The sequence below is a fragment of the Halanaerobium saccharolyticum genome (genome assembly GCF_003259895.1).
In the GTDB taxonomy this organism is placed as follows: domain Bacteria; phylum Bacillota; class Halanaerobiia; order Halanaerobiales; family Halanaerobiaceae; genus Halanaerobium; species Halanaerobium saccharolyticum_A.
Window position 1 is genome coordinate 44670 of the sequence record NZ_QLME01000014.1, and the last position, 22946, is coordinate 67615.

A 22946-nucleotide genomic window follows, 5' to 3' on the forward strand; every position below is an offset into this window, starting at 1 on the left:
ATAAATGAAAGTAAACAAACATAAATATCCAAAAGGAAAGGAAAGATTATGGACTACCAAAAACAGATTGACACATTTGTTAGATATTTTAAAAGTGCTGAAAGCAAAAAAGAAGATCATAAAATAGGCATGGAATTTGAACACCTAATTTTAAATGAAGACCTCACTGCTGTAGATTATTTTGGAGAGCAGGGTATAGAGTCACTGCTGCACAGTCTGGGCCAGGGAGAATGGGAAAAAGTTTATGAAAAAGAACATTTAATTGGGCTCAAAGCTAATGAAAAAATTGTAACTCTTGAACCAGGTGGACAGCTGGAAATCAGTATTGCTCCTTTCCCCGGGCTTGAAAAAACAGAAAAAATTTACCTTGAATTTATAGAAGAACTGAAAGAGATTTTAAATAAAAGGGGTCAAAAACTAGCTGTACTGGGTTATCAGCCCAGAAGTTCAATTAAGGATATCCCGATGCTGCCCAAAAAGCGTTATGATTTTATGTACAAGTATTTTAAAAACACCGGCAAATATGCACATCATATGATGAAAGGCACTGCCTCAGTCCAGATGAACATTGACTATATAAATGAAAAAGATTATACTAAAAAAATGCGGGTCGGCTACTTTTTATCTCCTTTAATCTATTATCTTTTTGACAATACTCCGTTTTTTGAAGGCCAGCCGGCAGCTAACTCCAGCATCAGAGAAGAAATCTGGACCAACTGTGACAGCCAGCGGTCGGGTATTATTGAAGGTATTTTCGATAAAGAATTTGGCTACAGCGATTATGCAGAATATCTTTTAAATACTCCTCCCATTATCAGAAAAAAAGAGGAGGAACTGCTCTATACTGATGATCAGCTTTTAAAAAATGTCATGGAAAATGATAAGTTAGAAGAAGTTGAACATTTTATCTCTATGGTTTTTCCAGATGTTAGAACTAAAAAATACATAGAAATCAGGTCAGCAGATGCCCTGCCATATCCTTACAATTTTGCTTTTGCTGCCCTCCTGAAATCTTTATTTTATAATCAGGAAAATCTCGATTATCTTTATCAGCTGTCTTTAAGCTACAATCAGCAGCAGTTTTTAAAGTTCAGAGAAGAAATCCTGAGAACCGAAAAAAATTCTAAAAGAGAAAAATTGATAATAGAAATATTTAAGCGCGCAGAGGCTGCATTAGATCAGCCTGATTTGAATTATTTAAAAGAACTCAAAAAACTATATTTAGATTACGGCAGATTCAAATTTAAAACTCTATCCAATCTAAAGCAGGGAAAAAAAGAGGCCCTTGACTGGTGTCTTTTAAACTAAATAATTAAACCCCGGCAATTTCAGCTGCTCCAGGATTTGCCTCTGGACCAGTTTTTTCGAAATCAGCCGGGGTTTTCAGTTTCTATTTGATTTTTATATCATTTATATAAGAAACAATATTTTTAATTATTCTTCTTTCATAAATTCTTTAAAGAAGACTATAAAAACTGCCAGCATTAAGGCCAGAACTGCTGCAATAGCAACATTCAGTTTAGTATTTGGACTAATTGGATTTTCGGGCAAATACGGCGCGTCAAGCACTTCTAAAGGGTAAAAGTTTAATAATTTGGTCTCTTTTTCCTCAATTTCACTTCTTAATGATCTTCTAGAGTTCTGAAGAGAAGAATTTTCTTGAATTAATAAAGAAACAGTTTCTAATTCTCCTTCTTCTCTACTTTCTGAAATTAATTCCTGGTTTCGATCTATATTTGAATTAAGAGTTTTTAAATCAGCTTTTAAATCTGAAATATATTCTCTTTCATTGTCAATTTTGTTTTGAAAATATTGATTAGAGTCATTTTCAAAATTAGTAATAATTCCTTCTGTTATATCTAATGTCAATTGTGGTTCATTATTTTTTACAGTTATTGAGAGAATAGAAGTGTTACCAATCTGGTTGACAGTTAAATTATTGTTGATATAAGAATTCAATCTTGCTGCTGACATCTCAACCTCTAATTCTGACATAACCCTCTGCATTAAATCAGTACTGCTCAAAAGTTGTACTGCTGTATCTGGCTCACTATATAAACCCTCATAATTTGAAAGCTGGATTCTTGCTCTGGTTTGATAGGTCGGATCCATAACAAAGGAACTGGCTAAATAAGCAGCAATTACAGCGACAACTGCCAATCCGATTATAAAAAATTTATTATTCCATAACAGAATTATGTATTCTCTAAGATCAATTTCGTATTCATCATAATACATCTGCTGATTAGCACTGTCATTTTCATTTTTCATCTAAATCTCTCCTTACATAATATATTTGAACCTCCTTACTACATTTTACATTGATTTTTGATAAAAAACAACATATTTCGACATATTATCAAAATACTATAAAGTTCATTTAAGCACAAAATCCCCCTTGTCGTAAATTATTTGATAATCAACTTACGAAAAGGGGGATTAATATTATTTTGTAGTTTAGTTGTCTTCTTTCATAAATTCTTTAAAGAAAACTATAAATACTGCCAGCATTAATGCCAGAACTGCAGCAATAGCTATATTAAGCTTCTTATTATTAGCTAATGGTCTTGAAGGTGTAATTGCTTCAGCATAAAATTTAACATCACTAGTTCTCTGAGCCTCAGTAATTCTTGCTTCCTCCACTCTAGAAGCAAGAGAATCATAAGTATTTTGTACATCATCAATTTTTTGTTCAAGTAAAGATTTTTTGTTTTCGCCTTCCCATAATTGATTCTGTATTTCTTTAATCTCAGAAGTTAATTTTTTTTCATTATTTCTAGAATAAGCTAGTTCAGCATCTATTTCTTCAATTTCCAATTCTAAATTAACTTTTTTGTTTATTAATTCTTTATATTTTTGAGCATAATTATTATAAGAGTCCCGATAAACAGATAAATTATTATCAATATTATCTTTTTCTAATTTTAAAGAATAATACTTTTTATTTAAATTTTCAAGCTTTGACTGTTCATTTGTAATCTGAGTATTATAATAATCAATTAAATTTGGTCTCTTTTCAGTAACTATAAGATTGTCAGTTAAATTATCTTTTGCTTTTTTATAAATCGGATTAATTATTTCATTTTCAAGTTTTAACTTTTCCAATACATTAATTTCTGACTCAGAGAAAATATTAGCCCATAAAGTATTATTATCAATACTTCTATTAACTATCCATCTATCATCTTCTTTTTCAAGTAATTTAGATAGTTCTTTATTTTCTTCTCTTAAATCAATTAACTCATTTTCAAACTCTGAAATAGTATTTTTATATTTAATTATATTACTTCTTGCTAATTCTATTTCTTTCTGCAAAAGATCTAAATCATATTTCTGATTAAAAGTTTTTAATTGTTGCTGATAACCAAGATATTGATCTTTAATCTTTAACAAGTTATAATTATCATCACTATATTCTTCATTATTTAACTCTCCGATCCAGACACCATTTTCTTCCATACTTTCTAACTGCTCTATTGTATTTTCATATTGAGCATTTTTAGTACCCATATTTTTTTCAAGTTCTAATATCCTTTTATTATTCTCATTTAACGATTTCTCTTTATTATTCAAGTGTTGCCTCAATAATCCAAGTCTATTTTCTTTATTGAAAGCTAATAAATCAGATTTAAGATTATTTAATTTTTCCTCAGTATCTTCAAACTGTTCCTGAATAACTGTAGCAACCTCTAGAACTTCATTTTGTCTTATTTCTCTACTATCATTAATAAAGTTTTCTGCCCAGGCATTAGCTATATCTGCTGCTAATTCTGGTTCTTTACTTTTTACCCTCAATTCAATTAATGGGGCGTCTCCATTATCACTCTCTTCTGAGGCTAGAATTTCAATACTCATCATACTCTCTAATTGATCAGCACTATATCTTTCACCTTGTTTATTTCTTAAATCTAAATCTTCTATAATTTTTTGTCTAATTGAATCAGTAGTTGCTAAATTTCTATATGTATCTATAGAAAAAGATTCTACCTCCAGAGAGGTTGTATAGTTGGGTGTTAAAATTAATAAAGTTGATTTAGCCTCATAAACTGGCTCAACCATAAATGTACTATAAGCAAATGCGATTATAATTGCCAGGATTACTAAACCACCAATAAAAAATTTATTATTCCATAAAAGCATTATGTATTCTCTTAAATCTATTTCATATTCATCGTAATAATTCGGATCCGGTTCATTTTCCATAAAAAACCCCCCTTTATTGTACTATTCAACATCTTACTGACATTAATACTATTATAATATAAGCCATTTTTCAAGAAGCAAATTCCGACAAAATATTTTATGATCAGAATAGGAAACTTATGATAAAAGTTTTTAGTTGAAAGCAATCTCACTCACATAATCAAATTCAAGCTCAACAATCTCAGCGGCAGCCGGCCAGACAATTATTTGCTGCCCACCCAGATTTGCCTCAATATCAGAAGCATTATTGCGTCTAATTAAAAAGATATCCTCTCCACTCAGATATTCAATAGTAGTTAAATTGTTATAACTAATATTTAGGCTGCCCAGAGAAGTATTCACACTAATAGAATTATCTACTGTACTGGCCGAGAAAAAGTCTCCATTTCTTAGACTTACTGAAATCTGGGTATTATCATTAAATGCATTACTATTAGAAAAATCAACACTGCTGATTTCTGAAGCAGCAAAAGTCTGTTCTCCTCCATTTGCCAGAAAAGTAATATCAGAAAGTAATTGGCCGCTAAACCTATTGCTGGCAGAAGCTCTGATCACAAAATTTCCATTTGCCCTATCTATTTTATTGATATACTGGCTCTGAAGATTTAATTCGGCATAAGAAGTCTGCAGAGTTAAACTTGAATTCTGGACATCTCCCCTGAGCTGCTGTCCATTTTGAAGTTCAATCTGATCTGCAAAAACAGCCGGACTCAGCATAACTGCTATTAAAAACAGCAGGATAAAAGCAACTAAATGTTTTTTCATTTTTTTCTCCCCCTCACAAAGTTCCCTGGAAAAATTATTCTTCAAACATGCTGTGTAAAATACTGGAGACAAAACTAACAATTATCGAAGCAATTAAAGCTGAAAAGAAACCGCTGACTGCAAAACCTGGAACTAAAACAGAGGTTAAAGCCAGCATGATTGCATTGATCACCAGTAAAAATAGGCCAAAAGTTAAGATTGTAAAAGGAATGGTCAGGATTGTAAAAATCGGTCTGATAAACCCGTTAACAAAACCCAGGACTACTGCTGCAAAAAATCCAGCCCAGACACCGGTCACTGTAATTCCCGGCAGTAGATAAGCCGCCACTATAAGAGCCACCATTGTAGAAAATACTTTTGCAAAAAAATGAGACATAATAAATTCCTCCTTTTTGAAATTTGACAGGTTATAAGCCATCATAAATTTAATTAACTATTTAGTCTTCATTTTACTTTAGCTTTTATTCCATTATTATTTATTTCTTTGATAATTACATTATACCTTTTTTGAAAAAAATGTCAAAGTTTTAGCGGCTGATTAATTTTATCTGGAACAACTTCTATATTCATTTTTTATGATATAGTTGACAGTCTCTAAATACTATATTATAATATAAATCAAAGTAAAGTGCTCAACTTTAGAAGCTTTAACTCGGAAATGATTTTAGGAGGTAATTTTATGATTTTTGATAATGTAACTGAACTGATAGGAAATACACCTTTAGTTCGACTTAATAATTTAGTAAATGATAATTCTGCTGAGGTTGTTCTCAAACTGGAGAGCTTTAATCCCGGCGGCAGTGTAAAAGATAGAATTGCTTTTAATATGATCAGGGAAGCTGAAAAAGCTGGCAAAATTGAGCCAGGTGGAGTTTTGGTGGAACCAACCAGCGGTAATACCGGAATTGGAATTGCAATGGTAGGAGCTGCTAAAGGTTATGAAGTCGTTTTAACGATGCCCGAATCAATGAGTCAGGAAAGAAGGCAGATGCTTAAAGCCTACGGGGCAGAATTAATTTTAACTCAGGCTTCCGAGGGTATGAAAGGTGCAATCTCTAAAGCAGAAGAAATTGCTGCTGAGAGAGATGGATTTATTCCTTCTCAGTTTACCAATCCTGCTAATCCGGATATTCACCGCAAAACTACTGCTAAAGAAATAATTACTGAAACTCAGGGTAAAATTGATTATTTTGTGGCAGGAGTAGGAACCGGTGGTACAATTACTGGAACCGGTGAGGAACTTAAAAAAAGAATTAATAATCTTAAGGTAGTAGCAGTCGAGCCTGAAAACTCAGCTGTTATCTCTGGCGGTGAACCTGGACCACATAAGATTCAGGGTATTGGAGCTGGATTTATACCTGAGGTTTTGAATACTGAAATTATAGATCGAGTGGAAAAAATAACAAATGACGAAGCTTTTGCAGCTGCTAAAGACTTAGCAGCAAAAGAAGGTATCTTTGCCGGAATTTCAACTGGAGCTGCAGTTGCTGCCGCTCTCAGGTTAGCTGAAGAAGTAGGTAAAGATAAACGAATTGTAGTAATCGCACCTGACACAGGTGAGCGTTACCTCTCAACCGGAGTCTTCGGTTAAAGTACCGCTGCCGTTTACGCAACCAAATTTAACCAATTTTATGTTTTTTAATAAAGTTTACCCCGATAATTTGATATAGAAGAATTTCCCCTGTGAAAGGCCCGGAGGACCCCCAACCTACCGGGCTATTTCCATGTCTAGATATGTTTGCTTGTGTTCATTTATGTTCACGCACCGGGTACCTGGGCAGGCTTCATCTGGCAGTGAAAGTCTGGTAAATAAGCTGGGAAAATTATTTTATCAGGCAGTGTGTCAAACACTGCCCTGTAGATTGTATTACTATCAATGATCAGGAAAGCACAATCAATCATCAAATCTGTATTGGCTGTGGAGAATGTGTTGTTACCTGTCCCACAGATGCAATTGCTGTGGAATGGGAATCCACCAGTGAAGGAATGGAAGAACGTCAGGTAGAATTCACTTATGGTATTGTTAAAGATAGAAAGAATATCTATCTCAATTTTATCACTAATGTTTCTCCTGACTGTGACTGTGCCGGCTGGAGTGATCGCCCGATCGTTAATGATATCGGGATTTTAGCCTCTAAAGATCCGGTTGCCCTGGAGCAGGCTTCCCTGGACCTGGTTAACAAGGCTGAACCAAAGGGAATGCTCGAAGATCGAGATTTAGAGCCTGGAGAAAATAAGTTTAAAGCAGTTCATCCCAGTACTGATGGAGGAGTAAGGCAGATTGACTATGCTGCTGAAATCGGAATGGGCTCAAAAGAATATGAATTGATTTCTCTGTAAAATGGAAGAAAAAAGGGCAGGAACCCGTGAATTTTGCAGGCAGCCGTTAAATGCTGCCAGAGCAAGATTAGACAAATCGCGCGGGAACCTGACCTTTTTTATTTTTACTTACTGCATTATTTCACTTTCTCCTAATTTATAATCGACAATTTCTAATTTGTCTTTGATATTTAAACCATATTTACAGGCTTTAAATTCAGCCGTCTTTTTTAATAAATCTGCTGCTTTTATTTCCAGCTGCTTATATCTTTTTTCCGCCAGCTTCTGATCCCCAAACCAGAAGCGCAGACGGTCACGCAGAGCATAGTCGGCAGGATTCCTGGGTCTTCCATCATACATCTGGCGGTCATAATAGCCTTCCATTCTAAATACATCTTTTATGTTTTCTCCATCTTGCCTGGATACAGTACACTCTTTACACTGACGGCAGACATAATCGCCTAATTCTTCTGCATTTTTAAATAATTCTTCCTTCTCAACTGCAGTCATTGGCTCAAATTCTGCTGCCAGTTTGAGATCCATCTCCAGCATTTCCTGATTGTTCATCCCTGTCACAACAGTATCTATCGGCAGTGAAAAAACATAACGAAAAGCGTCTTCTACATTCTGCCACAAAAATCCGTCGGCCAGGGGCTTCATACAGAGAGTGCCAATATTTTTTTCTTTAACTAAGGGCAGCAGCTCCTGTTCTAATCTGGGAAAATTAAAGTTATCAAAATAATTAAAATGAGTCATCATCACTTCGAATTCTCCAGTTTTTAAAGCCTCAATTAAAACATCTGGCTGGCCGTGACCGGTAATTCCAATATGCTTTACTTTTCCCATCTCTTTTGCCTTTTTGGCAGCCTCCAGTGAGCCACCGGGTTTTAAAATTTCTTTTAAATCATCCTCATCACCAACTCCGTGCATAAAAATTATGTCAAGCTGATCTGTCTGCAGATTTTTTAGACTGCGATCTATTTCCTCCATCGCTCCTTCGGCATCCCTGACCCCGGTCTTGCTGGCCAAAATAAGCTCATCTCTTCTCTGTTTTACTATTTCGCCAATTTTCTTTTCTGACTCTCCATCACCATAAGAAGCTGCTGTTTCCAGGTAATTGCCCCCACGATCTAAGTAAGTATTTAATAAACCAGCAGCTTGATCAGCCGGAATTTCTATTAAGTGAAAACCTCCAAATCCCAGCAGACTAATTTCTAAACCAGTTTTTCCAAGTTTTCTCTTCTTCATTTTTAATTCCCCCATGTTAAATAATTTAATTGAATATACTTTTCCAGATATTGATTTGCTAAATTAGAACATACCCATTATTTCTGGCTTAATTAATCCTCCAATTTGACTTTAAATGTTTTGATTTCATAGGGCTTTATTTCAAACTCGAAATAATAATTTTCAGCTTCAATTTCCCTGCTGTTTTCTTCAACTAAATTACATTCACTGACTTTTTTCAGCTCTCGCCCCAGATCAACTCTAACTTTTTCTCTGCGGCTGCCGTATTCATAAAATCTCAAGATCAAATCATCACTGGTTTCTGCTTTTTTAACCGTTTCTAAAATGGTACTCTCTGCCTCAACTTCTATAAATGATTTCTGCTGTGGCTGCTCACCAGATTGACTCTGAGTAATTACTGTCTGGAGAGGATAATTTAGCTCATAGGCTTCTTTTGCAGTCTCTGCCTCAAACCAGTCACCACCATGGGGATAGATGCTGTAGGTAAAGCTGTGCGGGCCCTGATCTGCCTCTGGATCGGGATCAACCCCTGATTTAATCAGACTCAGCCGCATTGTCTGGTCTTTAATATCATGTCCATATTTACAGTCATTTAAAAGACTAACTCCATAATCTCTTTCGGAAAGATCTACCCATTTCTGGCCCACAGTTTCGAATTTAGCGTAATCCCAGCTTGTATTCCAGTGGGTGCTCCGCTCAACATTTCCAAATTGAATCTCATAAGTAGCTGTCGTACTGCGAACATCCACCGGAAAAGCAGTTTTTAGCAGAATCTGCTCTTCCTGCCAGTCTATATCTGTTTTAAAATCTATTCGCCTCTGATTGGCATAAACAATCAGCTGCTGTGAAATTGTAGAATCCAGAAACTTCCATTCCAGATTAACAATTATTCTATCATCTATTTTGTCTATTTTTAGCTGCTGCAGCTGGTCAACTATATATTCCTTTTCCTGATAGTAAATATCGATATCCCAGGCATTATAATTCATTGGTCGATCCTCAAATGCCTGCAGCAGGTTGGCTTTTTTACCCTCAGGGATTATTTCTCGCTGAAACTCGCGGTCGTAAATTGAAGTAATCTGTCCCTGCTCATTTAATTTTATCCGATAATATCTATTTTCTATCAAGTTTTTCTCTACTTCTGTTTTCAGAAGATTTCTTTTGCTGCTGGCCCCAGCCGTCTGAGCCTTACTTTTGGCAATTAAATAATTTATCTGGCTTTTTTTGAAATCAGCTTCTTTTTGAGCCTCGATTTCAGCTTCCAGTTTTAGACCTTCACTGCTTTCTACAATATTATAGGCTTTATAACCGCTGGCAGGAACATCGTCAATCATAATTTCTCGTCCATCAAATTTGATATAATCCGAGCGCTGCCAGGGCAGAGAATTAAAAACAACCAGCTTCTTTTCTGATCCCTTTATCTGGGCTGCAATTTTCTCTAAGCTGCTGTTTAAAAGACTTTCTGTACTTGCAAAAAGTTCTTTAAATTCTGCTGCACTATCCTGATAGACTTCTTTGATTGAAGATCCGGGAAGAATATCATGAAATTGATTTTTAAGTAAAATTTCCCAGTTTTCCTTCAGATTTTCAGCCGGATAATCCAGATCAGCTTCTAGAGCGGCAAAAGACCTGAACAACTCTGTGTCATGGAGTATAATTTCTGCTTTTCTATTATTTTTTTTGATTTCAGCCTGAGAGGTATAGGTACCCCGGTGATATTCCAGATAAAGCTCACCATCCCAGACGGGCAAATCCTCATTCTCACTTACTCTTTCTGCCAGCCTGGCAAAGTAAGCTTCAGCACTGCCAAATTTAATTTTAGGCAGGCCTGGAATCTGCTGCATATTTTTGCCTGCTTCAATCATTTTGCGGGTTGGACCCCCTCCACCATCACCCCAGCCGTAAGCCAGGAGAAGCTCGTCATTAATATCTTTCTGTTGATAATTATCCCAGCTGCCTTTAACAGACTCGGGATCTAAAAGTCCATTGTAAGTGTAGAAAGACTCGTCATTATTGACTTCAGGTGTTGTAATAAAATGGGTTAGAACTTCGGTGCCGTCAATTCCCCGCCAGTTAAAGGTGTCATATTCTGGCCGATTAAACTGACTCCAGCTAATTTTAGTGGTCATAAAATACTGCATCCCGCTTTTTTTAATAATCTGGGGCAGGGCCCAGGAATATCCAAAAACATCAGGCAGCCAGAGTATATTCCACTCCAGATCAAATTCTTCTTTAAGGAATCGCTGCCCGTGTAAAAATTGTCTGACCAGAGACTCACCCGAAGTCAGATTGCAGTCAGCTTCAACCCACATTCCACCGGTAACTTCCCAGTTACCTGCTTCAATTTTTTCTTTAATCCTGGCGTATATTTCCGGATAGTCTTCTTTAATAAATTTATATAGCTGAGGACTTGACTGGACAAAGGTGTAATCTGGATATTCATCCATTAGTTTTAAAACTGTAGAAAATGTCCGGGCAGTCTTTTCCCTTGTGTGCAGCAGCCGCCAGAGCCAGGCTACATCAATATGAGAATGTCCAACTGCTGTTAGCTGAGGCAGATTCGACTCTGACTTCAGCTCTGCCAGTGAATCTTTAAGATATTGATTGGCTTCAGCTGCCGACTGCAGAAATTTAGCTGAACCCGGTTTCCTAAAATCAATCAAATTAAAGGCCTGATTAAGTCTGTTTAAAAGTTTATGCCGCAAATTTTCACCTGCAGCCATTGTTTCTATAGATTGACTTAAAGTCTCAGCCAATCTGTAAAACTCTTCTATGTTTTGATCTCTAAAAACTAGAGCAGCTTTTTTAAACTGCTGCTTTTCTGATCCGGGACCGCTGAAAGCTTTAACTGCTATTTCTAAGTTTTTATTTTCTAAGTCTTTTCTGCTTAACTTGACCAGGGAGTGATTGCGGTCCAGTCCCTGTAAGGGTTTTTCGTTTAAATAAAGCAGTGATTCAGCTCCATTTAAACCTCCAGAATGGCCCCGGCCGGGGATGATTTCTAAATAAATATTCCCCTGCAGTTCTTTCCAGCTATCAGGTACTTCAATCCCAGCCCTAAACCAGCAGCTTTTATCTTTCCCTCCCCAGCTTTCTCCCACCTTAAAATCTTCTCCTGCAAGTTTTGTAAAATCAGGCAGAGATTTATTCTGAAGGCTGGCTGGATATTTTTTGAATTTTTCAATTGCTATTTCTTTCTGGTTTAAGACTGATTTTAAATCTTTTAAATATCGTTCAATTTTTCCTGCTTTAAAAAACATTATTTTCACTCCTTTAATATAATCAATATATCTATTATTAATTGAGACATTAAAATTCTGATAAAATATTATAAAACTCAAATTACATTATACTAGTAAATTTATTTAAAAAATAATTTATTGATTTATTTTTTTGAACTGCAGTTTCAATTGAAAAGATTTTTAATACTTCTCTCATAAAATCAATTCTCGAATCGTATTTAGTTGCTATCAAATCATTAAAATCTTCTTTAAATAATTCATCAGTGTTCTTAAAACTTTTAATCCCAAGGCTATTGCTTGACTCTCCATCTAATCCTGCAAGATACCAGCTTTCAATTTCTTTTATTACCACAATTATTCTATTAAAAGCTAGATAATCAAAAGTCTCTAAAACTTTCCGTTTCTTTTCAATAACACAATTGTTCTCATCCAAATCCCCAACAAAAAAATAATCGGCTCCCATAGAGTTTATACTAGCTATAAATTTTTTAATATTCTTATATTTTTGCTGAGCATATTGCCAGATAATTATATGATCATAATCATCTTTAAATAGTGGTTTAATTATTTCATTAAAAAATCTTTCATCATCATTGCCTTCTACCAAAATATATAATCGCTTATACAAAAAGCTACACCCCCAGCAAATTTTGTATATATAAATCGTCTATACCCATGTCATTATCTAAAAATACCTGCACTTCCTTTTTCTCTACCGGTTTTGTGATTTTAGAAAACCCGTCTGGATCACGATGGACTAAAAAAAGATTCCGCAGATCAATATATTTAATCAGTTCTGGATTATGGGTGGTGATCAAAATTTGCTTATTTGCCGATGCATCAACAAACATATCAACTAATTTAGAAATCAAATGGGGATGAATATTTCTTTCCGGCTCCTCAATTATTGCGATTTTTTTATCTTCAAAATAAAGTGCAATCACCAGAGCAATTGTACTAATTGTTCCATCAGAAAGAATTGAAGCTGGAATATATTCTTTTTCCGAATATTCTTCTTTAAGTTTAAATAGTAAGGATTTATCAGCAAATTTTTCTATATCAATATTATTGACAAACGGCAGAATATCTTTTACAATATTAGTAAATTTCCTTGCTTTGTTCCTATTTTCTATTATATTTTTTAATACAATTGCCAGATTCTCACCATCTTCTTCTAATTCAGCTTTTCCAGTTATTGGAGTTGCTTTTTTAGATAATAGTGGATTAATATTATAAATTGAAATCCCACCTAAAATTTCTCTGAGTGATCTCTCAATAATAAAAGCAAAGGGAGTTTCTAAAATCAATTCTTTACTAGATATTGAAATTTCTTCGACAAAGGAAGGTAAAATATTTTCGCGATTAATTTCTATTTGATCAGTTATTAAAGTATCTTTATTTATTTTAATATCAAGATTATTATTATCTTTCAGTAATGTTAGGATTACTTCTCCCAGTTCTTTTTGGTTACTGGTTTTTTCTGCAATTTTATTCTGCTTTTCTACTTCGTAATATTTAAATTTTAAAGTTAATTGATCTTCTATAACTTTATAATCTTCACCATTAAATTCAATTGCAAACTGATATTTGCTTTCGTAAGCTTCTCTACAGAGCAAATTATTCTCATTTTCTTTTTCAATTTTCTGTATATTGGGGCGATCAAAAATTATTTCTAGCTTAAGCGGCTGTTGATCTCCAATCTTAATATTTCTGAGATATTCTACTCCCCCCTGCATAGAAATGGCATTGCTCAAACCACTTTGTATAATATCTCTGATAAAATCAAATACCTGAATAAAACTTGACTTCCCGGCTGCATTGGCGCCAATAAAAACATTAAATTGATTTAGTTCAATTTCAAGTTCTCTAAAACTTTTAAAATTAGAAACTTTTATTTTTTTTATTCCCACTCTAATCCCTCCTGCCTGGCAAGGCTTAATAGATACAGCAATTTTAATTATTTTAAATTATAATCTATTACCTTTATTATATCACAACAAGAAAAAAATGACAGCTCCCGGAGGGACTGCCATTAAGATTAAATCTATTTTAACCTGCATCTTCAAATGAATCTTTATTTAAAATTTCCTGCTTTAATTTTGTAAATTCTTTTTCTAATTCTAAAAGTTGATCGCGAACTGGATCCGGTAAATCGGCATGAGCTAAATCTCTTTCTGGATGAACTCGGCGGCCATCACGGGTCACAACTCTACCGGGGATACCGACAACTGTAGAGTTTTCATCTACATCTTTCAAAACTACAGAACCAGCACCAATTTTTGCATCATCACCAATTGTAATGCTGCCGAGCACTTTTGCGCCAGCTCCAATAACAACATTATTGCCGATAGTGGGATGTCGTTTGCCTCTTTCTTTACCAGTTCCGCCAAGAGTGACACCCTGATAAAGGGTTACATTATCGCCAATTTCAGTGGTTTCTCCAATCACTACTCCCATCCCGTGATCAATAAAAAAACCACAGCCAATCTCTGCACCTGGATGAATTTCAATTCCCGTTAAAAAGCGGGCCAGCTGTGAAATCAAACGGGGAATGGTCCTCAGGCCTTTACTGTACAGCCAGTGTGAAAAACGATGAAACAGCAGTGCATGCAGACCTGAATAGGCTAAAATCACTTCCAACAAATTATCAGTTGCTGGATCTCTATCAAAAATTGCGTTAACATCGCATTTTAATCTTTTAAACATTAATTTTACACCCCCAAAGATCGACAAATAGTTAAGTGGTATCAGATACCTTTCACTTTATATCGGTCGGTGTTATAAAATTCGGGGTCAGATACAATAGTTGATTTCGTACCGGGCCCTGTTTCTAAATCCGAGTTTTAAACTCAGCTTTATTATACTAATTCAAAATGATAAATGCAAGAATTATTTATTCAACAGGAGCTTGGGGGACATCTGAGATAGTAAATCCGATATCAGTTCTGTAATGCATATCCTTGAATTTCACTTCTTCGATGTAATCGTAAGCTGAATTAATAACACTCAATATCCCCTCGCCAACTACTGTCATTCCCAGTACGCGTCCACCGTCAGTAAAGTAGTTTTCGTTTTCCAGGCGGAGGCGGGTGCCGGAGTGAAATACAATTAAATCATCATGATATTTTAGATTTTCTAATCCCTGAATTTCATAACCAGTCGAATAAGTTAAGGGATAACCTGCAGAAGCAAGAACCACGCAGACTGCGTCACTACCGTAAATTTCAATTTCCTTTTTATATTTCAATTTAACATCATTTGTCATCTGCATCAGCTCCAGCAAATCTTCTGCTAAAAGTGGCATAACAACCTGAGTTTCGGGATCACCAAAGCGGGCATTATAGTCAATTACTTCCGGGCCATTTTCTGTTAAAATGATGCCGACATGCATGACTCCTCTGTAATCAATACCCTCACTGTTAAGAGCGTGGAGAGTAGGCCGTAAAATTTCCCGGCAGATCTGGTCCATCATTTCCTGATCTACATAAGGTGAAGGTGAATAAGACCCCATTCCACCTGTATTTGGACCTTCTTCGCCTTCAAATACAGCTTTATGTTCTCTGGTGCTGGTCACCGGCAAAATAGTCTGACCATCTGTCAGAGCAAAGATTGAAACATCTTCTCCTTCGATGAAATCTTCAACTACAATTCTGTCACCGGCATCACCAAAGGTTTTATCTTCCATAATTCGAGCTACAGCATCCTGTGCAGCCTGGTAATTCGAAGCAACAATTACTCCCTTACCTCCTGCCAGTCCATTTGCCTTAACAACAAGCGGATATTCGGCATTCTCCAGATAAGTAAGTGCAGTGTCCGGATCAGTAAAGACCTCATACTCACCTGTGGGTATATTATATTTATCAAGTATTTCTTTGGCAAAGGCTTTACTGCCTTCCAGCAGAGCAGCCTGTTTTTTCGGTCCGAAGATCGGTAGTCCCCGCTCGACAAAATAATCAACAATTCCTGCTACCAGCGGTTCCTCGGGGCCAACTACAGTCATTCCGATTCCATTTTCCTGAGCAAAGTCTGCTAAAGCTTCTATATTATCTGCTTTTATATCAACTCGTTCTGCGATTTCTAACATTCCATCATTACCTGGAGCAGCAAAAATTTTATCTACATTTTCGCTCTGATAAAGCTTCCAGGCTAAGGCATGTTCTCTGCCTCCGTCTCCTACAATTAATACCTTCATAACCGATCCTCCTCATCGTATATTTATCTTCTAATTGCCTGCTTCCGACCCGGGCCAACACTAATAATTTTGGCCGGAATTCCGATTAACTCTTCTATTCTTGCTATATACCTTTTAGCATTTTCGGGCAGCTTGTCATAATCTCTAATACCAGTGATGTCCTCCTGCCAACCGGGCCATTTTTCGTAAACCGGCTGATAGGGAATCTCACTTTCTAGATAAGGTGGAAATTCTTCTACAATTTCCTCCCCGTGCTTATAAGCTGTACAAACCTTGATCTCATCAATCCCGGTTAAAACATCTATTTTGGTTAAAGCAATTTCGGTTAAGCCGTTAACTCTAACTGCATGTTTTAAAATTGGAATATCCAGCCAGCCGCATCTGCGGGGACGACCTGTGGTCACACCAAATTCATGACCTTTATCCCTTAAATATTCTCCCCATTCATTATCCAGTTCGGTCGGAAAGGGTCCGGCTCCAACTCTGGTTAAATAGGCTTTGGTTACTCCAATCACATCATCAATAGTGGTCGGTCCGACTCCAGTTCCGGTGCAGACTCCGCCGGCAGTTGGATTGGAAGAAGTAACAAAAGGATATGTACCATAATCTATGTCGAGTAATGTTCCCTGAGCTCCTTCAAAAAATATTTTCTGATTCTGCTTATGAGCTTCATTGAGCAGCAGGGAGGTATTTGTTACATAGGGGCTCAGCTTTTCTATGTAGGGTTGATATTCCTTAATAATTTCTTCTACTTTCAGGGTTTTTGCATCATAAACATTTTCTAATAATACATTGTGATAATCAAGTGCTTTTTCCAGTTTAGCTCTAAACCTGCCTTCATCCAGCAGATCTGCAATTCTGATTCCCCGGCGGGCAGTTTTGTCAGTATAGCAGGGGCCAATTCCCTTCCCGGTGGTTCCAATTTTACTGTCACCTTTGCGCTTTTCCTCCAGAGCATCAAGCATTCTGTGGTAGGGCATAATTACATGGGCAGTCTCAGAAATATAAAGATTGGCTAAAGAAATTCCTCTGTCTTCTAAACCTTCCATCTCTTCTACCATGGCTTCAGGATCAATGACCACTCCTCCACCAAGTACAGATTTTTTATCCTCATATAAAATTCCGGATGGGATTAGATGCAGTTCAAATTTCTCATCATCTACTATAACTGTATGCCCAGCATTGTTTCCACCACCATAGCGAACAACCAGGTCAGCAGTTTCCGCCAGCATATCAGTAATCTTACCCTTGCCTTCATCTCCCCACTGTGCACCAACAACTATCTTATTAGACATTTAATTTCTCTCCTCACATATTCTTTGATTTAAAACTTCTCAATTCTACTTCTTAAAATCAGTTTATATTTTGAAAATAGTGTAAGCTATTTGAAATAAATCTGTCAGCAATTCACTCTGAATAAATAATTTAATTTTTAGCTGTACATTTCTTAGCTCTTAACTATAGTTTAACAAATATTTACCAGAAGTGCATCCTTTAATTTAATCTGCACCTGTTTAAGCGGCTTAAAACTAGTTAATTCTCAACCAATTAATACCCAGCCAACAACATACTTTATCTAAAATCAGCCTCTTTTAGAGCAGACCGGTCCGTTTAAAAATCTGATCAATATTTTTTAAATAGGCCTGCCAGTCAAAAATCTGATCAAGTTCTGCTTCAGTTAGATATTCACTTATTTCCTCATCTGCTGAAATCAGCTTTCTGTAATCTGTCTTTTCTTCCCAGGCTGTCATCGCATTTCGCTGGGCCAGCTCATAAGCTTCTTCCCGGCGCAGTCCTTTTTCTACCAGGGCCAGCATCAGACGCTGAGAAAAGGTGAGACCCAGTGTTTTTTCGAGATTGAGCTGCATATTATCCTCATTAACTACCAGTTCTTCCATTACTCCTTTAAATTTATGCAGCATATAATCCAGCAGAACTGCACTGTCAGGCAAAATTACCCTCTCAACTGAAGAATGGGTTAAATCCCTTTCATGCCAGAGACATACATTTTCTAAAGCAGGAACTACATTGCCGCGGATTACCCGGGCCAGCCCGCTTAAGCGCTCACAGACAATTGGATTCTTTTTATGAGGCATGGCTGAAGAACCCTTCTGTCCCTTGCGGAATCCCTCTTCTACCTCTAAAATGTCAGTCCGCTGCAGGTTTCTAATTTCAGTTGCAAACTTTTCTATAGAAGCAGCTGCCAGAGCAATTCGCTCAATAAAATCTGCATGGCGGTCCCGCTGCAGAATCTGGGAGCTGACCTTTGCGTTTTTAAGTCCCAGCAGTTCACAAACTCTTTTTTCTACTTCCGGATCAATGGTGGCAAAAGTACCGACAGCACCGGAAATCTGACCGACAGCGACAACTTCCTCCAGCTGCTCAAAACGAGTAATCTGCCTCTCTATTTCCTGATACCAGTTTAATATTTTCAGGCCCCAGGTAATCGGCTCAGCGTGAACTCCATGGGTCCGGCCGACCATAATTGTATCTTTAGCAGCCAGGGCTTTCTGGCCCAGAGTCTGCTTTAATTTCTTCAGATCTTTCAGAATCAGCTGACAGGCCTGCTGCATCTGCATGGCCCGGGCGGTATCCTTAATATCAGATGAGGTCACTCCTTCGTGGATAAAACGCGACTCAGCTCCCAAATTTTCCGAAATCCCCTCAATAAAGGCAATCATATCATGACGGGTTTTGGCTTCTATTTCCTTAATCCGCTTTAGGTCTACCTTCGCTTCCTGCTCAACTTTCTCAGCTGCACTGACTGGAATCTCTCCCAGCTCTGCTCTGGCTTTTAAAATAGCAATTTCAATCTCAAGCCAGTTCTCATATTTTCTCTCCTCACTCCAGACATTTTCCATCTCTGCCCGGCTGTATCTTGAAAGCATAAATAATCTCCCTCTCTTTTTTCCTTAATTAGATTAATTTTCTTTAATAATAAATATTAGGCTTATTTCAGCAGTTTAGCTGCTGATAGGCCGATAATTTTGATATTCTCTTTTTTTCAGTTTAATATTAGCAGATGCAGTGGGTGCTGTCAAGATAAGTCTCCGGGCTTACTGTTGAATTTTGATGCAATAACACGTATAATTATTAACTGCAGTTGAGAAATTTATTGGATTTTTTCTTAAAAAATCTCTGAAATCTGATATAATAAAAATATGTACTAAATTTTGAAAGGTTAATTTCCTATTTAAATAAAATATTTGGATGGAGTTTCTAACTAATTCATATAGATTAAAGTTAAATGACATCCCCCCTCTAGTAAAAGGGTAGTATCATAGTATAATATCAATTGCAGAAGTAAAGAGTATATATAATTTAATTCTAATTAATGCATGCCCCACATTGAACTTTCTGATATATTTATAACAGACAAATTTTAATTTATTGATATCAATATTTAGTAGATAGGAGAGAAAAATGAAATCATTTTTACTAATTGGACAATCAAATATGGCAGGTCGTGGATTTACATATGAAGTACCTCCGATTTATAATGAAAGAATTATGATGTTGCGAAATGGCAGATGGCAAATGATGACTGAACCAATTCATTTTGATAGATCAGTTGCGGGCATAGGGCTTGCGGCGTCATTTGCAGAGTCTTGGTGTAAGGATAATGAGGGAGAAAAGATTGGTCTCATTCCATGTGCAGAAGGTGGTAGCTCCATTGACGAGTGGTCGATAGATGGAACATTATTTCGTCACGCAATAAATGAAGCAAAATTTGCAATGGAAGATAGCGAATTGGTAGGAATATTATGGCATCAAGGGGAAAGTGATAGCCAAGATGGAAAATACAAAGAATACTACGAAAAAATATTAAGAATCTTTAATGAAATAAGAAGAGAATTATCCGTACCTAATATTCCATTTATTATAGGTGGTTTGGGCGATTATTTGGGTAAGGTGGGATTTGGTGCAGGGTGTGTGGAATATCAACTCATTAACGAAGAACTTCAAAAATATGCACAGGGTAAAGAAAATTGCTATCATGTTACTGCTAAAGGACTTACATCTAACCCAGACGGTATCCATATAAATGCTATGTCACAGAGAATATTTGGTATAAGATACTATGAAGCGTATCATAAAAAAAAGCATATATATGAACCATTAACAAATGAAAAAGAATTAGTGGATAAATGTCATAATAGAGTGAATACTTCAGCGGAAAAAACATATATAGCACTAGAAAGATTTACCTTGGGGAGGATTTCCTATGAAGAGTTGATGAAGGCTTTTTCGTAGGAATATGGTAGCAACAAATTCCAATTTGCTAATGATATTAAAGTTAAATAAAATAATATTTTTTTGCGTAATGAGTAAAAAAAAAGAATTTAATTTAAATAAAAGTTCTCCAAAAGAATTAAGAAAAGAATTACGCAGAAAATTAGCAAATTTACATCCGGATAAAAATAAGGGAGATTCAAGTACAGATCGCTTTAAACAAGTAAATCATGCAATGGAATATTTAGATGAATTTTTAAAAAAAGAAACTGATTTGGTTATAAATGAAGAAGATAATGAAATATATGAAAAATATAAACCTAGATTAAGTAATATTATTATGCATCTAAAATCTAATAAAAGAGAATTTGGGATTCCTTTTAATCCGAGAGGAAATATAAATATTGAATTAGCACAGGAATTAGCAAATACTGTTTTTTTTCGTGCTGAAAATAATAACGTAATTAAAATGTTAAAGTCTAATAGCAAACTTTGTGATCTTGCCCCGAGGAGGGCCAAAAAATGAAGCATAATTATTATAAAAAATCTATAGATTTAAGTGAAGCCGAAAGTAGGCAGCTTTTGACCTTAGGTGACAGTTTAATCGAAAAGGGTTTTCTGCGGCAGTTTTCCGGGGATCAAACCAAGGTCCTGCTCTATCTTCTAACTCACATTAAAGAAGCCAATGAAATAGAATTGGAACTTCCGCTGGCCGCCGGAGCACTGGGCATGGGAATTAAAGAACTAAAAACCGCTCTCCATAATCTGGCAGCTACCGGGATTATTAATCGCGAGACAGCAGAGGGCGAAAACTTTTTTCGCTGTTTTCTAAGTTTAGAAGCAGTTTTAACAAAAAATGAGGAAAACCAGGTGGCTCAGGAAAGTTCCAGCACCGGAGCAGAAGTCAGACAGCAGCTGATCAAAAGTAATTCTGCTTCTGAAAATGAAATTGCAGCTGCCTTAATTTCTTTTCTACCGCCTGGAGCCAGGAATATTCACCGGCGGGAAGAAATTAAAAGCTGGCTCAGTGATTTTGAGCCTCAGATGCTCAAGGAACTGGTGCGCAGAGTTGACAAGTGGCTCAAACGCCAGGGTGGTGGTGACCACCTGCAGGGAGCTTATGCCTATCTCAAGGCAATTATCGACAGCTGGTATCAGGAGGAAATTACCACTTACGAAAAACTGCAGGAACAGGATAAACTCCACCGGGAGACCAGAGAGCTGGCCCGGGCCTATGGAATCAGATCTTTTTCTTCCAATACAGCTCAGCTCAAAACTTTTCAGAGCTGGCTCAGCGGGGAACAGGCTTTAAGCAAAGAACTGGCTCTGGCTGCAATTAGAGAAGCTGTGCGCCGCAAAAGAGATGGTCAGCCTTCTTTAAAATATGTGGAAGACAACTTTATCAACCCGATCAAAGAGCTCGGAATCAACAATCTGGCCGATTTTCGCCGCTGGCTGCAGAAAGAAATGGATGGACAGGCCTCGGAAGCTGACAGCAGAGATCAGGCTGGTTCGGATACTAAAGATAAAAAGCAGAAAAGTAAGGCATCTAAATCTAAAAATAGTAAAACCGATGATAAAAATGAGGACAGTAATTATAAATGGAAAGACTTTTTTATTGATTTTGATAAATATAAGGAATAAAATGGTAGGTACCCGGTACCTGGAAATTTTTGGATGTGCAAACGGTACAGGAACAAAATTTGGAAAGGGGAAAAATTATGCCACTTCAATTCAATTCGAACAAATATCAGGGTAAGGCCCGCGAAAAATATATGGAAGCTGAAAAAAGAATAGCCCGAATCCACAATGAGTATCCTGATGTTGAGCAGGCATACAGCTACTTGAATTCCCTCAAACGCGAATATAAAATGTTAAAAGTTGGTCTGTTTAATAAAGAAGAAACAGAAAAAAATTCGATGGAAGAATTAAAAAACGAGATTGATCATCTGGAAGCCCACTACCATGAGCTTTTAAAAAAACATAAGATTCCACTTGATTATAAGGAACCGGACTGGGACTGTGAAAAATGCCATGATACCGGCCGTATTTACCGCAATAACCAGTATTTAGTCTGCAGCTGTGCCAAAAATGATTTAAGACAGCGCAAACAGCATAATGGTAATTTACCCCGACATCTGCAGAATGCTACTTTTAATAATGCCAATCTCAATTATTACGAAACTGATCTGGTAACTGACAGCGGCATGAATTATCGGGAGAATGCTCAAAAAGTTTACAGCCTTGCTTCTACCTTTGTTCAGCGCTTTAACTCAGAGGGACTAAGCCGGGGCTTAATTATTGAAGGTCCAATTGGGAGCGGAAAATCCTATCTTTTAGGCTGTATTGCCAATGCTTTAATTGATAGAGGAATCCAGTTCCGCTATATTGTTTATTCTGATCTTTTACAGCAGATTAGAAGTACTTACAACCAGAACAATCCCGAAACTGACGAAAAACAAATTTTGAGTACGGTCCAACAAATACCGGTTCTTTTAATTGACGATCTGGGAACTGAAAAGGCAACCGAATTCGCCTCTTCTACCCTTTATCAGATTATAGACCGCCGCTACAGAGAGGAAAAACCAATTATTTTATCAACAAATTATTCAATTAAAAATTTAAAGAACCGCTTTCCAGTAATGGGAGAGCGAATTTTTCAGCGACTTTTAGAAATGAATAAGTATTTAGAACTTGCAGGTAATGTTAGAGTCAAAAAAATTGAAGAACAACAGGAGGCCTGA

At 36.4% G+C, this 22946-nt stretch carries 19 protein-coding genes and 1 pseudogene; 8 read left to right on the forward strand and 12 right to left on the reverse strand.

All coding sequences use genetic code 11. The annotated features are described in order from the left end of the window. Positions 1-48 precede the first annotated feature (48 nt). Positions 49-1308 (forward strand): glutamate--cysteine ligase, encoded by a 1260-nt coding sequence (locus C7958_RS09880; protein WP_111572513.1) that lies wholly within the window; start codon positions 49-51, stop codon positions 1306-1308. A gap of 126 nt (positions 1309-1434) precedes the next feature. On the opposite strand, the gene C7958_RS09885 is transcribed toward C7958_RS09880, so the two are convergent. From C7958_RS09885 to C7958_RS09900, 4 genes are all read right to left on the reverse strand, one after another. Beyond that, complete coding sequence (locus C7958_RS09885; protein ID WP_111572514.1) at positions 1435-2271, reverse strand: YveK family protein; 837 nt, start codon at positions 2269-2271, stop codon at positions 1435-1437. Positions 2272-2457: 186 nt separating this feature from the next. Next, a complete protein-coding gene (locus C7958_RS09890) occupies positions 2458-4203 on the reverse strand; it encodes a GumC family protein (RefSeq protein ID WP_111572515.1) in 1746 nt (581 codons plus the stop codon). Between the two features lie 132 nt (positions 4204-4335). After that, complete coding sequence (locus C7958_RS09895) at positions 4336-4968, reverse strand: hypothetical protein (protein WP_111572516.1); 633 nt, start codon at positions 4966-4968, stop codon at positions 4336-4338. A gap of 34 nt (positions 4969-5002) precedes the next feature. Further along, positions 5003-5344, reverse strand: coding sequence for a phage holin family protein (locus C7958_RS09900; RefSeq protein ID WP_111572517.1), 342 nt, complete (start codon positions 5342-5344; stop codon positions 5003-5005). Between the two features lie 303 nt (positions 5345-5647). On the opposite strand from C7958_RS09900, the gene cysK reads away from it, so the two are divergent. The 3 genes and pseudogenes from cysK (at position 5648) to C7958_RS09910 (ending at position 7308) form a co-directional block, all read left to right on the forward strand. Then, positions 5648-6559 (forward strand): cysteine synthase A, encoded by a 912-nt coding sequence (cysK, locus tag C7958_RS09905; protein WP_111572518.1) that lies wholly within the window; start codon positions 5648-5650, stop codon positions 6557-6559. 239 nt (positions 6560-6798) lie between these two features. Continuing rightward, positions 6799-6921: pseudogene (locus tag C7958_RS16205) on the forward strand (4Fe-4S binding protein); the annotation flags it as partial. Positions 6922-6927: 6 nt separating this feature from the next. After that, a complete protein-coding gene (locus tag C7958_RS09910) occupies positions 6928-7308 on the forward strand; it encodes a DUF362 domain-containing protein (protein ID WP_243834321.1) in 381 nt (126 codons plus the stop codon). 108 nt (positions 7309-7416) lie between these two features. Here C7958_RS09910 and C7958_RS09915 read toward each other — a convergent pair whose 3' ends face one another. The 8 genes from C7958_RS09915 to purB all read right to left on the reverse strand — a co-directional run bounded on the left by C7958_RS09915 (position 7417) and on the right by purB (position 18857). Continuing rightward, positions 7417-8535, reverse strand: a complete 1119-nt coding sequence (locus C7958_RS09915) for an aldo/keto reductase (protein ID WP_111572519.1) — start codon at positions 8533-8535, stop codon at positions 7417-7419. 92 nt (positions 8536-8627) lie between these two features. Then, a complete protein-coding gene (locus C7958_RS09920; protein ID WP_111572520.1) occupies positions 8628-11795 on the reverse strand; it encodes an alpha-mannosidase in 3168 nt (1055 codons plus the stop codon). Positions 11796-11877: 82 nt separating this feature from the next. After that, complete coding sequence (locus tag C7958_RS15775; protein ID WP_111572521.1) at positions 11878-12405, reverse strand: TOPRIM nucleotidyl transferase/hydrolase domain-containing protein; 528 nt, start codon at positions 12403-12405, stop codon at positions 11878-11880. A 4-nt stretch (positions 12406-12409) separates the two neighbouring features. Further along, positions 12410-13687, reverse strand: a complete 1278-nt coding sequence (locus tag C7958_RS09930; protein WP_111572522.1) for an AAA family ATPase — start codon at positions 13685-13687, stop codon at positions 12410-12412. Between the two features lie 139 nt (positions 13688-13826). After that, positions 13827-14483, reverse strand: coding sequence for a serine O-acetyltransferase (cysE, locus tag C7958_RS09935; protein WP_111572523.1), 657 nt, complete (start codon positions 14481-14483; stop codon positions 13827-13829). Between the two features lie 187 nt (positions 14484-14670). Then, on the reverse strand, positions 14671-15969 hold the full coding sequence (purD, locus tag C7958_RS09940) for a phosphoribosylamine--glycine ligase (RefSeq protein ID WP_111572524.1): 1299 nt from the start codon (positions 15967-15969) through the stop codon (positions 14671-14673). 23 nt (positions 15970-15992) lie between these two features. Then, the gene (locus C7958_RS09945; protein ID WP_111572525.1) at positions 15993-17264 is read right to left on the reverse strand and encodes an adenylosuccinate synthase; all 1272 of its coding nucleotides are present in this window, start codon (positions 17262-17264) and stop codon (positions 15993-15995) included. 297 nt (positions 17265-17561) lie between these two features. Beyond that, positions 17562-18857 carry an adenylosuccinate lyase gene (gene purB / locus C7958_RS09950; protein ID WP_111572526.1) on the reverse strand — a complete coding sequence of 432 codons (1296 nt, stop codon included), beginning with the start codon at positions 18855-18857 and terminating at the stop codon, positions 17562-17564. Between the two features lie 535 nt (positions 18858-19392). On the opposite strand from purB, the gene C7958_RS09955 reads away from it, so the two are divergent. From C7958_RS09955 to C7958_RS09970, 4 genes are all read left to right on the forward strand, one after another. Next, entirely contained in the window at positions 19393-20223 is an 831-nt protein-coding gene (locus C7958_RS09955; protein WP_111572527.1) for a sialate O-acetylesterase, read from the forward strand. Positions 20224-20227: 4 nt separating this feature from the next. Continuing rightward, complete coding sequence (locus tag C7958_RS09960; protein ID WP_111572528.1) at positions 20228-20728, forward strand: DnaJ domain-containing protein; 501 nt, start codon at positions 20228-20230, stop codon at positions 20726-20728. Further along, a complete protein-coding gene (locus C7958_RS09965; RefSeq protein ID WP_111572529.1) occupies positions 20725-21846 on the forward strand; it encodes a DnaD domain protein in 1122 nt (373 codons plus the stop codon). The genes C7958_RS09960 and C7958_RS09965 overlap by 4 nt, the downstream gene beginning before the upstream one ends. A gap of 77 nt (positions 21847-21923) precedes the next feature. Next, a complete protein-coding gene (locus C7958_RS09970) occupies positions 21924-22946 on the forward strand; it encodes an ATP-binding protein (protein ID WP_111572530.1) in 1023 nt (340 codons plus the stop codon).

Bases quoted from the DNA above. Each gene is read 5' to 3' on its own strand.
- C7958_RS09965 (WP_111572529.1), top strand. From the start codon at position 20,725: ATGAAGCATAATTATTATAAAAAATCTATAGATTTAAGTGAAGCCGAA.
- C7958_RS09960 (WP_111572528.1), top strand. From the start codon at position 20,228: ATGGTAGCAACAAATTCCAATTTGCTAATGATATTAAAGTTAAATAAA.
- C7958_RS09915 (WP_111572519.1), bottom strand. From the start codon at position 8,535: ATGAAGAAGAGAAAACTTGGAAAAACTGGTTTAGAAATTAGTCTGCTG.
- purD (WP_111572524.1), bottom strand. From the start codon at position 15,969: ATGAAGGTATTAATTGTAGGAGACGGAGGCAGAGAACATGCCTTAGCC.
- C7958_RS09900 (WP_111572517.1), bottom strand. From the start codon at position 5,344: ATGTCTCATTTTTTTGCAAAAGTATTTTCTACAATGGTGGCTCTTATA.
- C7958_RS09945 (WP_111572525.1), bottom strand. From the start codon at position 17,264: ATGTCTAATAAGATAGTTGTTGGTGCACAGTGGGGAGATGAAGGCAAG.
- C7958_RS09895 (WP_111572516.1), bottom strand. From the start codon at position 4,968: ATGAAAAAACATTTAGTTGCTTTTATCCTGCTGTTTTTAATAGCAGTT.
- purB (WP_111572526.1), bottom strand. From the start codon at position 18,857: ATGCTTTCAAGATACAGCCGGGCAGAGATGGAAAATGTCTGGAGTGAG.
- C7958_RS09920 (WP_111572520.1), bottom strand. From the start codon at position 11,795: ATGTTTTTTAAAGCAGGAAAAATTGAACGATATTTAAAAGATTTAAAA.
- C7958_RS09880 (WP_111572513.1), top strand. From the start codon at position 49: ATGGACTACCAAAAACAGATTGACACATTTGTTAGATATTTTAAAAGT.
- C7958_RS09890 (WP_111572515.1), bottom strand. From the start codon at position 4,203: ATGGAAAATGAACCGGATCCGAATTATTACGATGAATATGAAATAGAT.
- C7958_RS09970 (WP_111572530.1), top strand. From the start codon at position 21,924: ATGCCACTTCAATTCAATTCGAACAAATATCAGGGTAAGGCCCGCGAA.
- cysE (WP_111572523.1), bottom strand. From the start codon at position 14,483: ATGTTTAAAAGATTAAAATGCGATGTTAACGCAATTTTTGATAGAGAT.
- cysK (WP_111572518.1), top strand. From the start codon at position 5,648: ATGATTTTTGATAATGTAACTGAACTGATAGGAAATACACCTTTAGTT.
- C7958_RS09955 (WP_111572527.1), top strand. From the start codon at position 19,393: ATGAAATCATTTTTACTAATTGGACAATCAAATATGGCAGGTCGTGGA.
- C7958_RS09885 (WP_111572514.1), bottom strand. From the start codon at position 2,271: ATGAAAAATGAAAATGACAGTGCTAATCAGCAGATGTATTATGATGAA.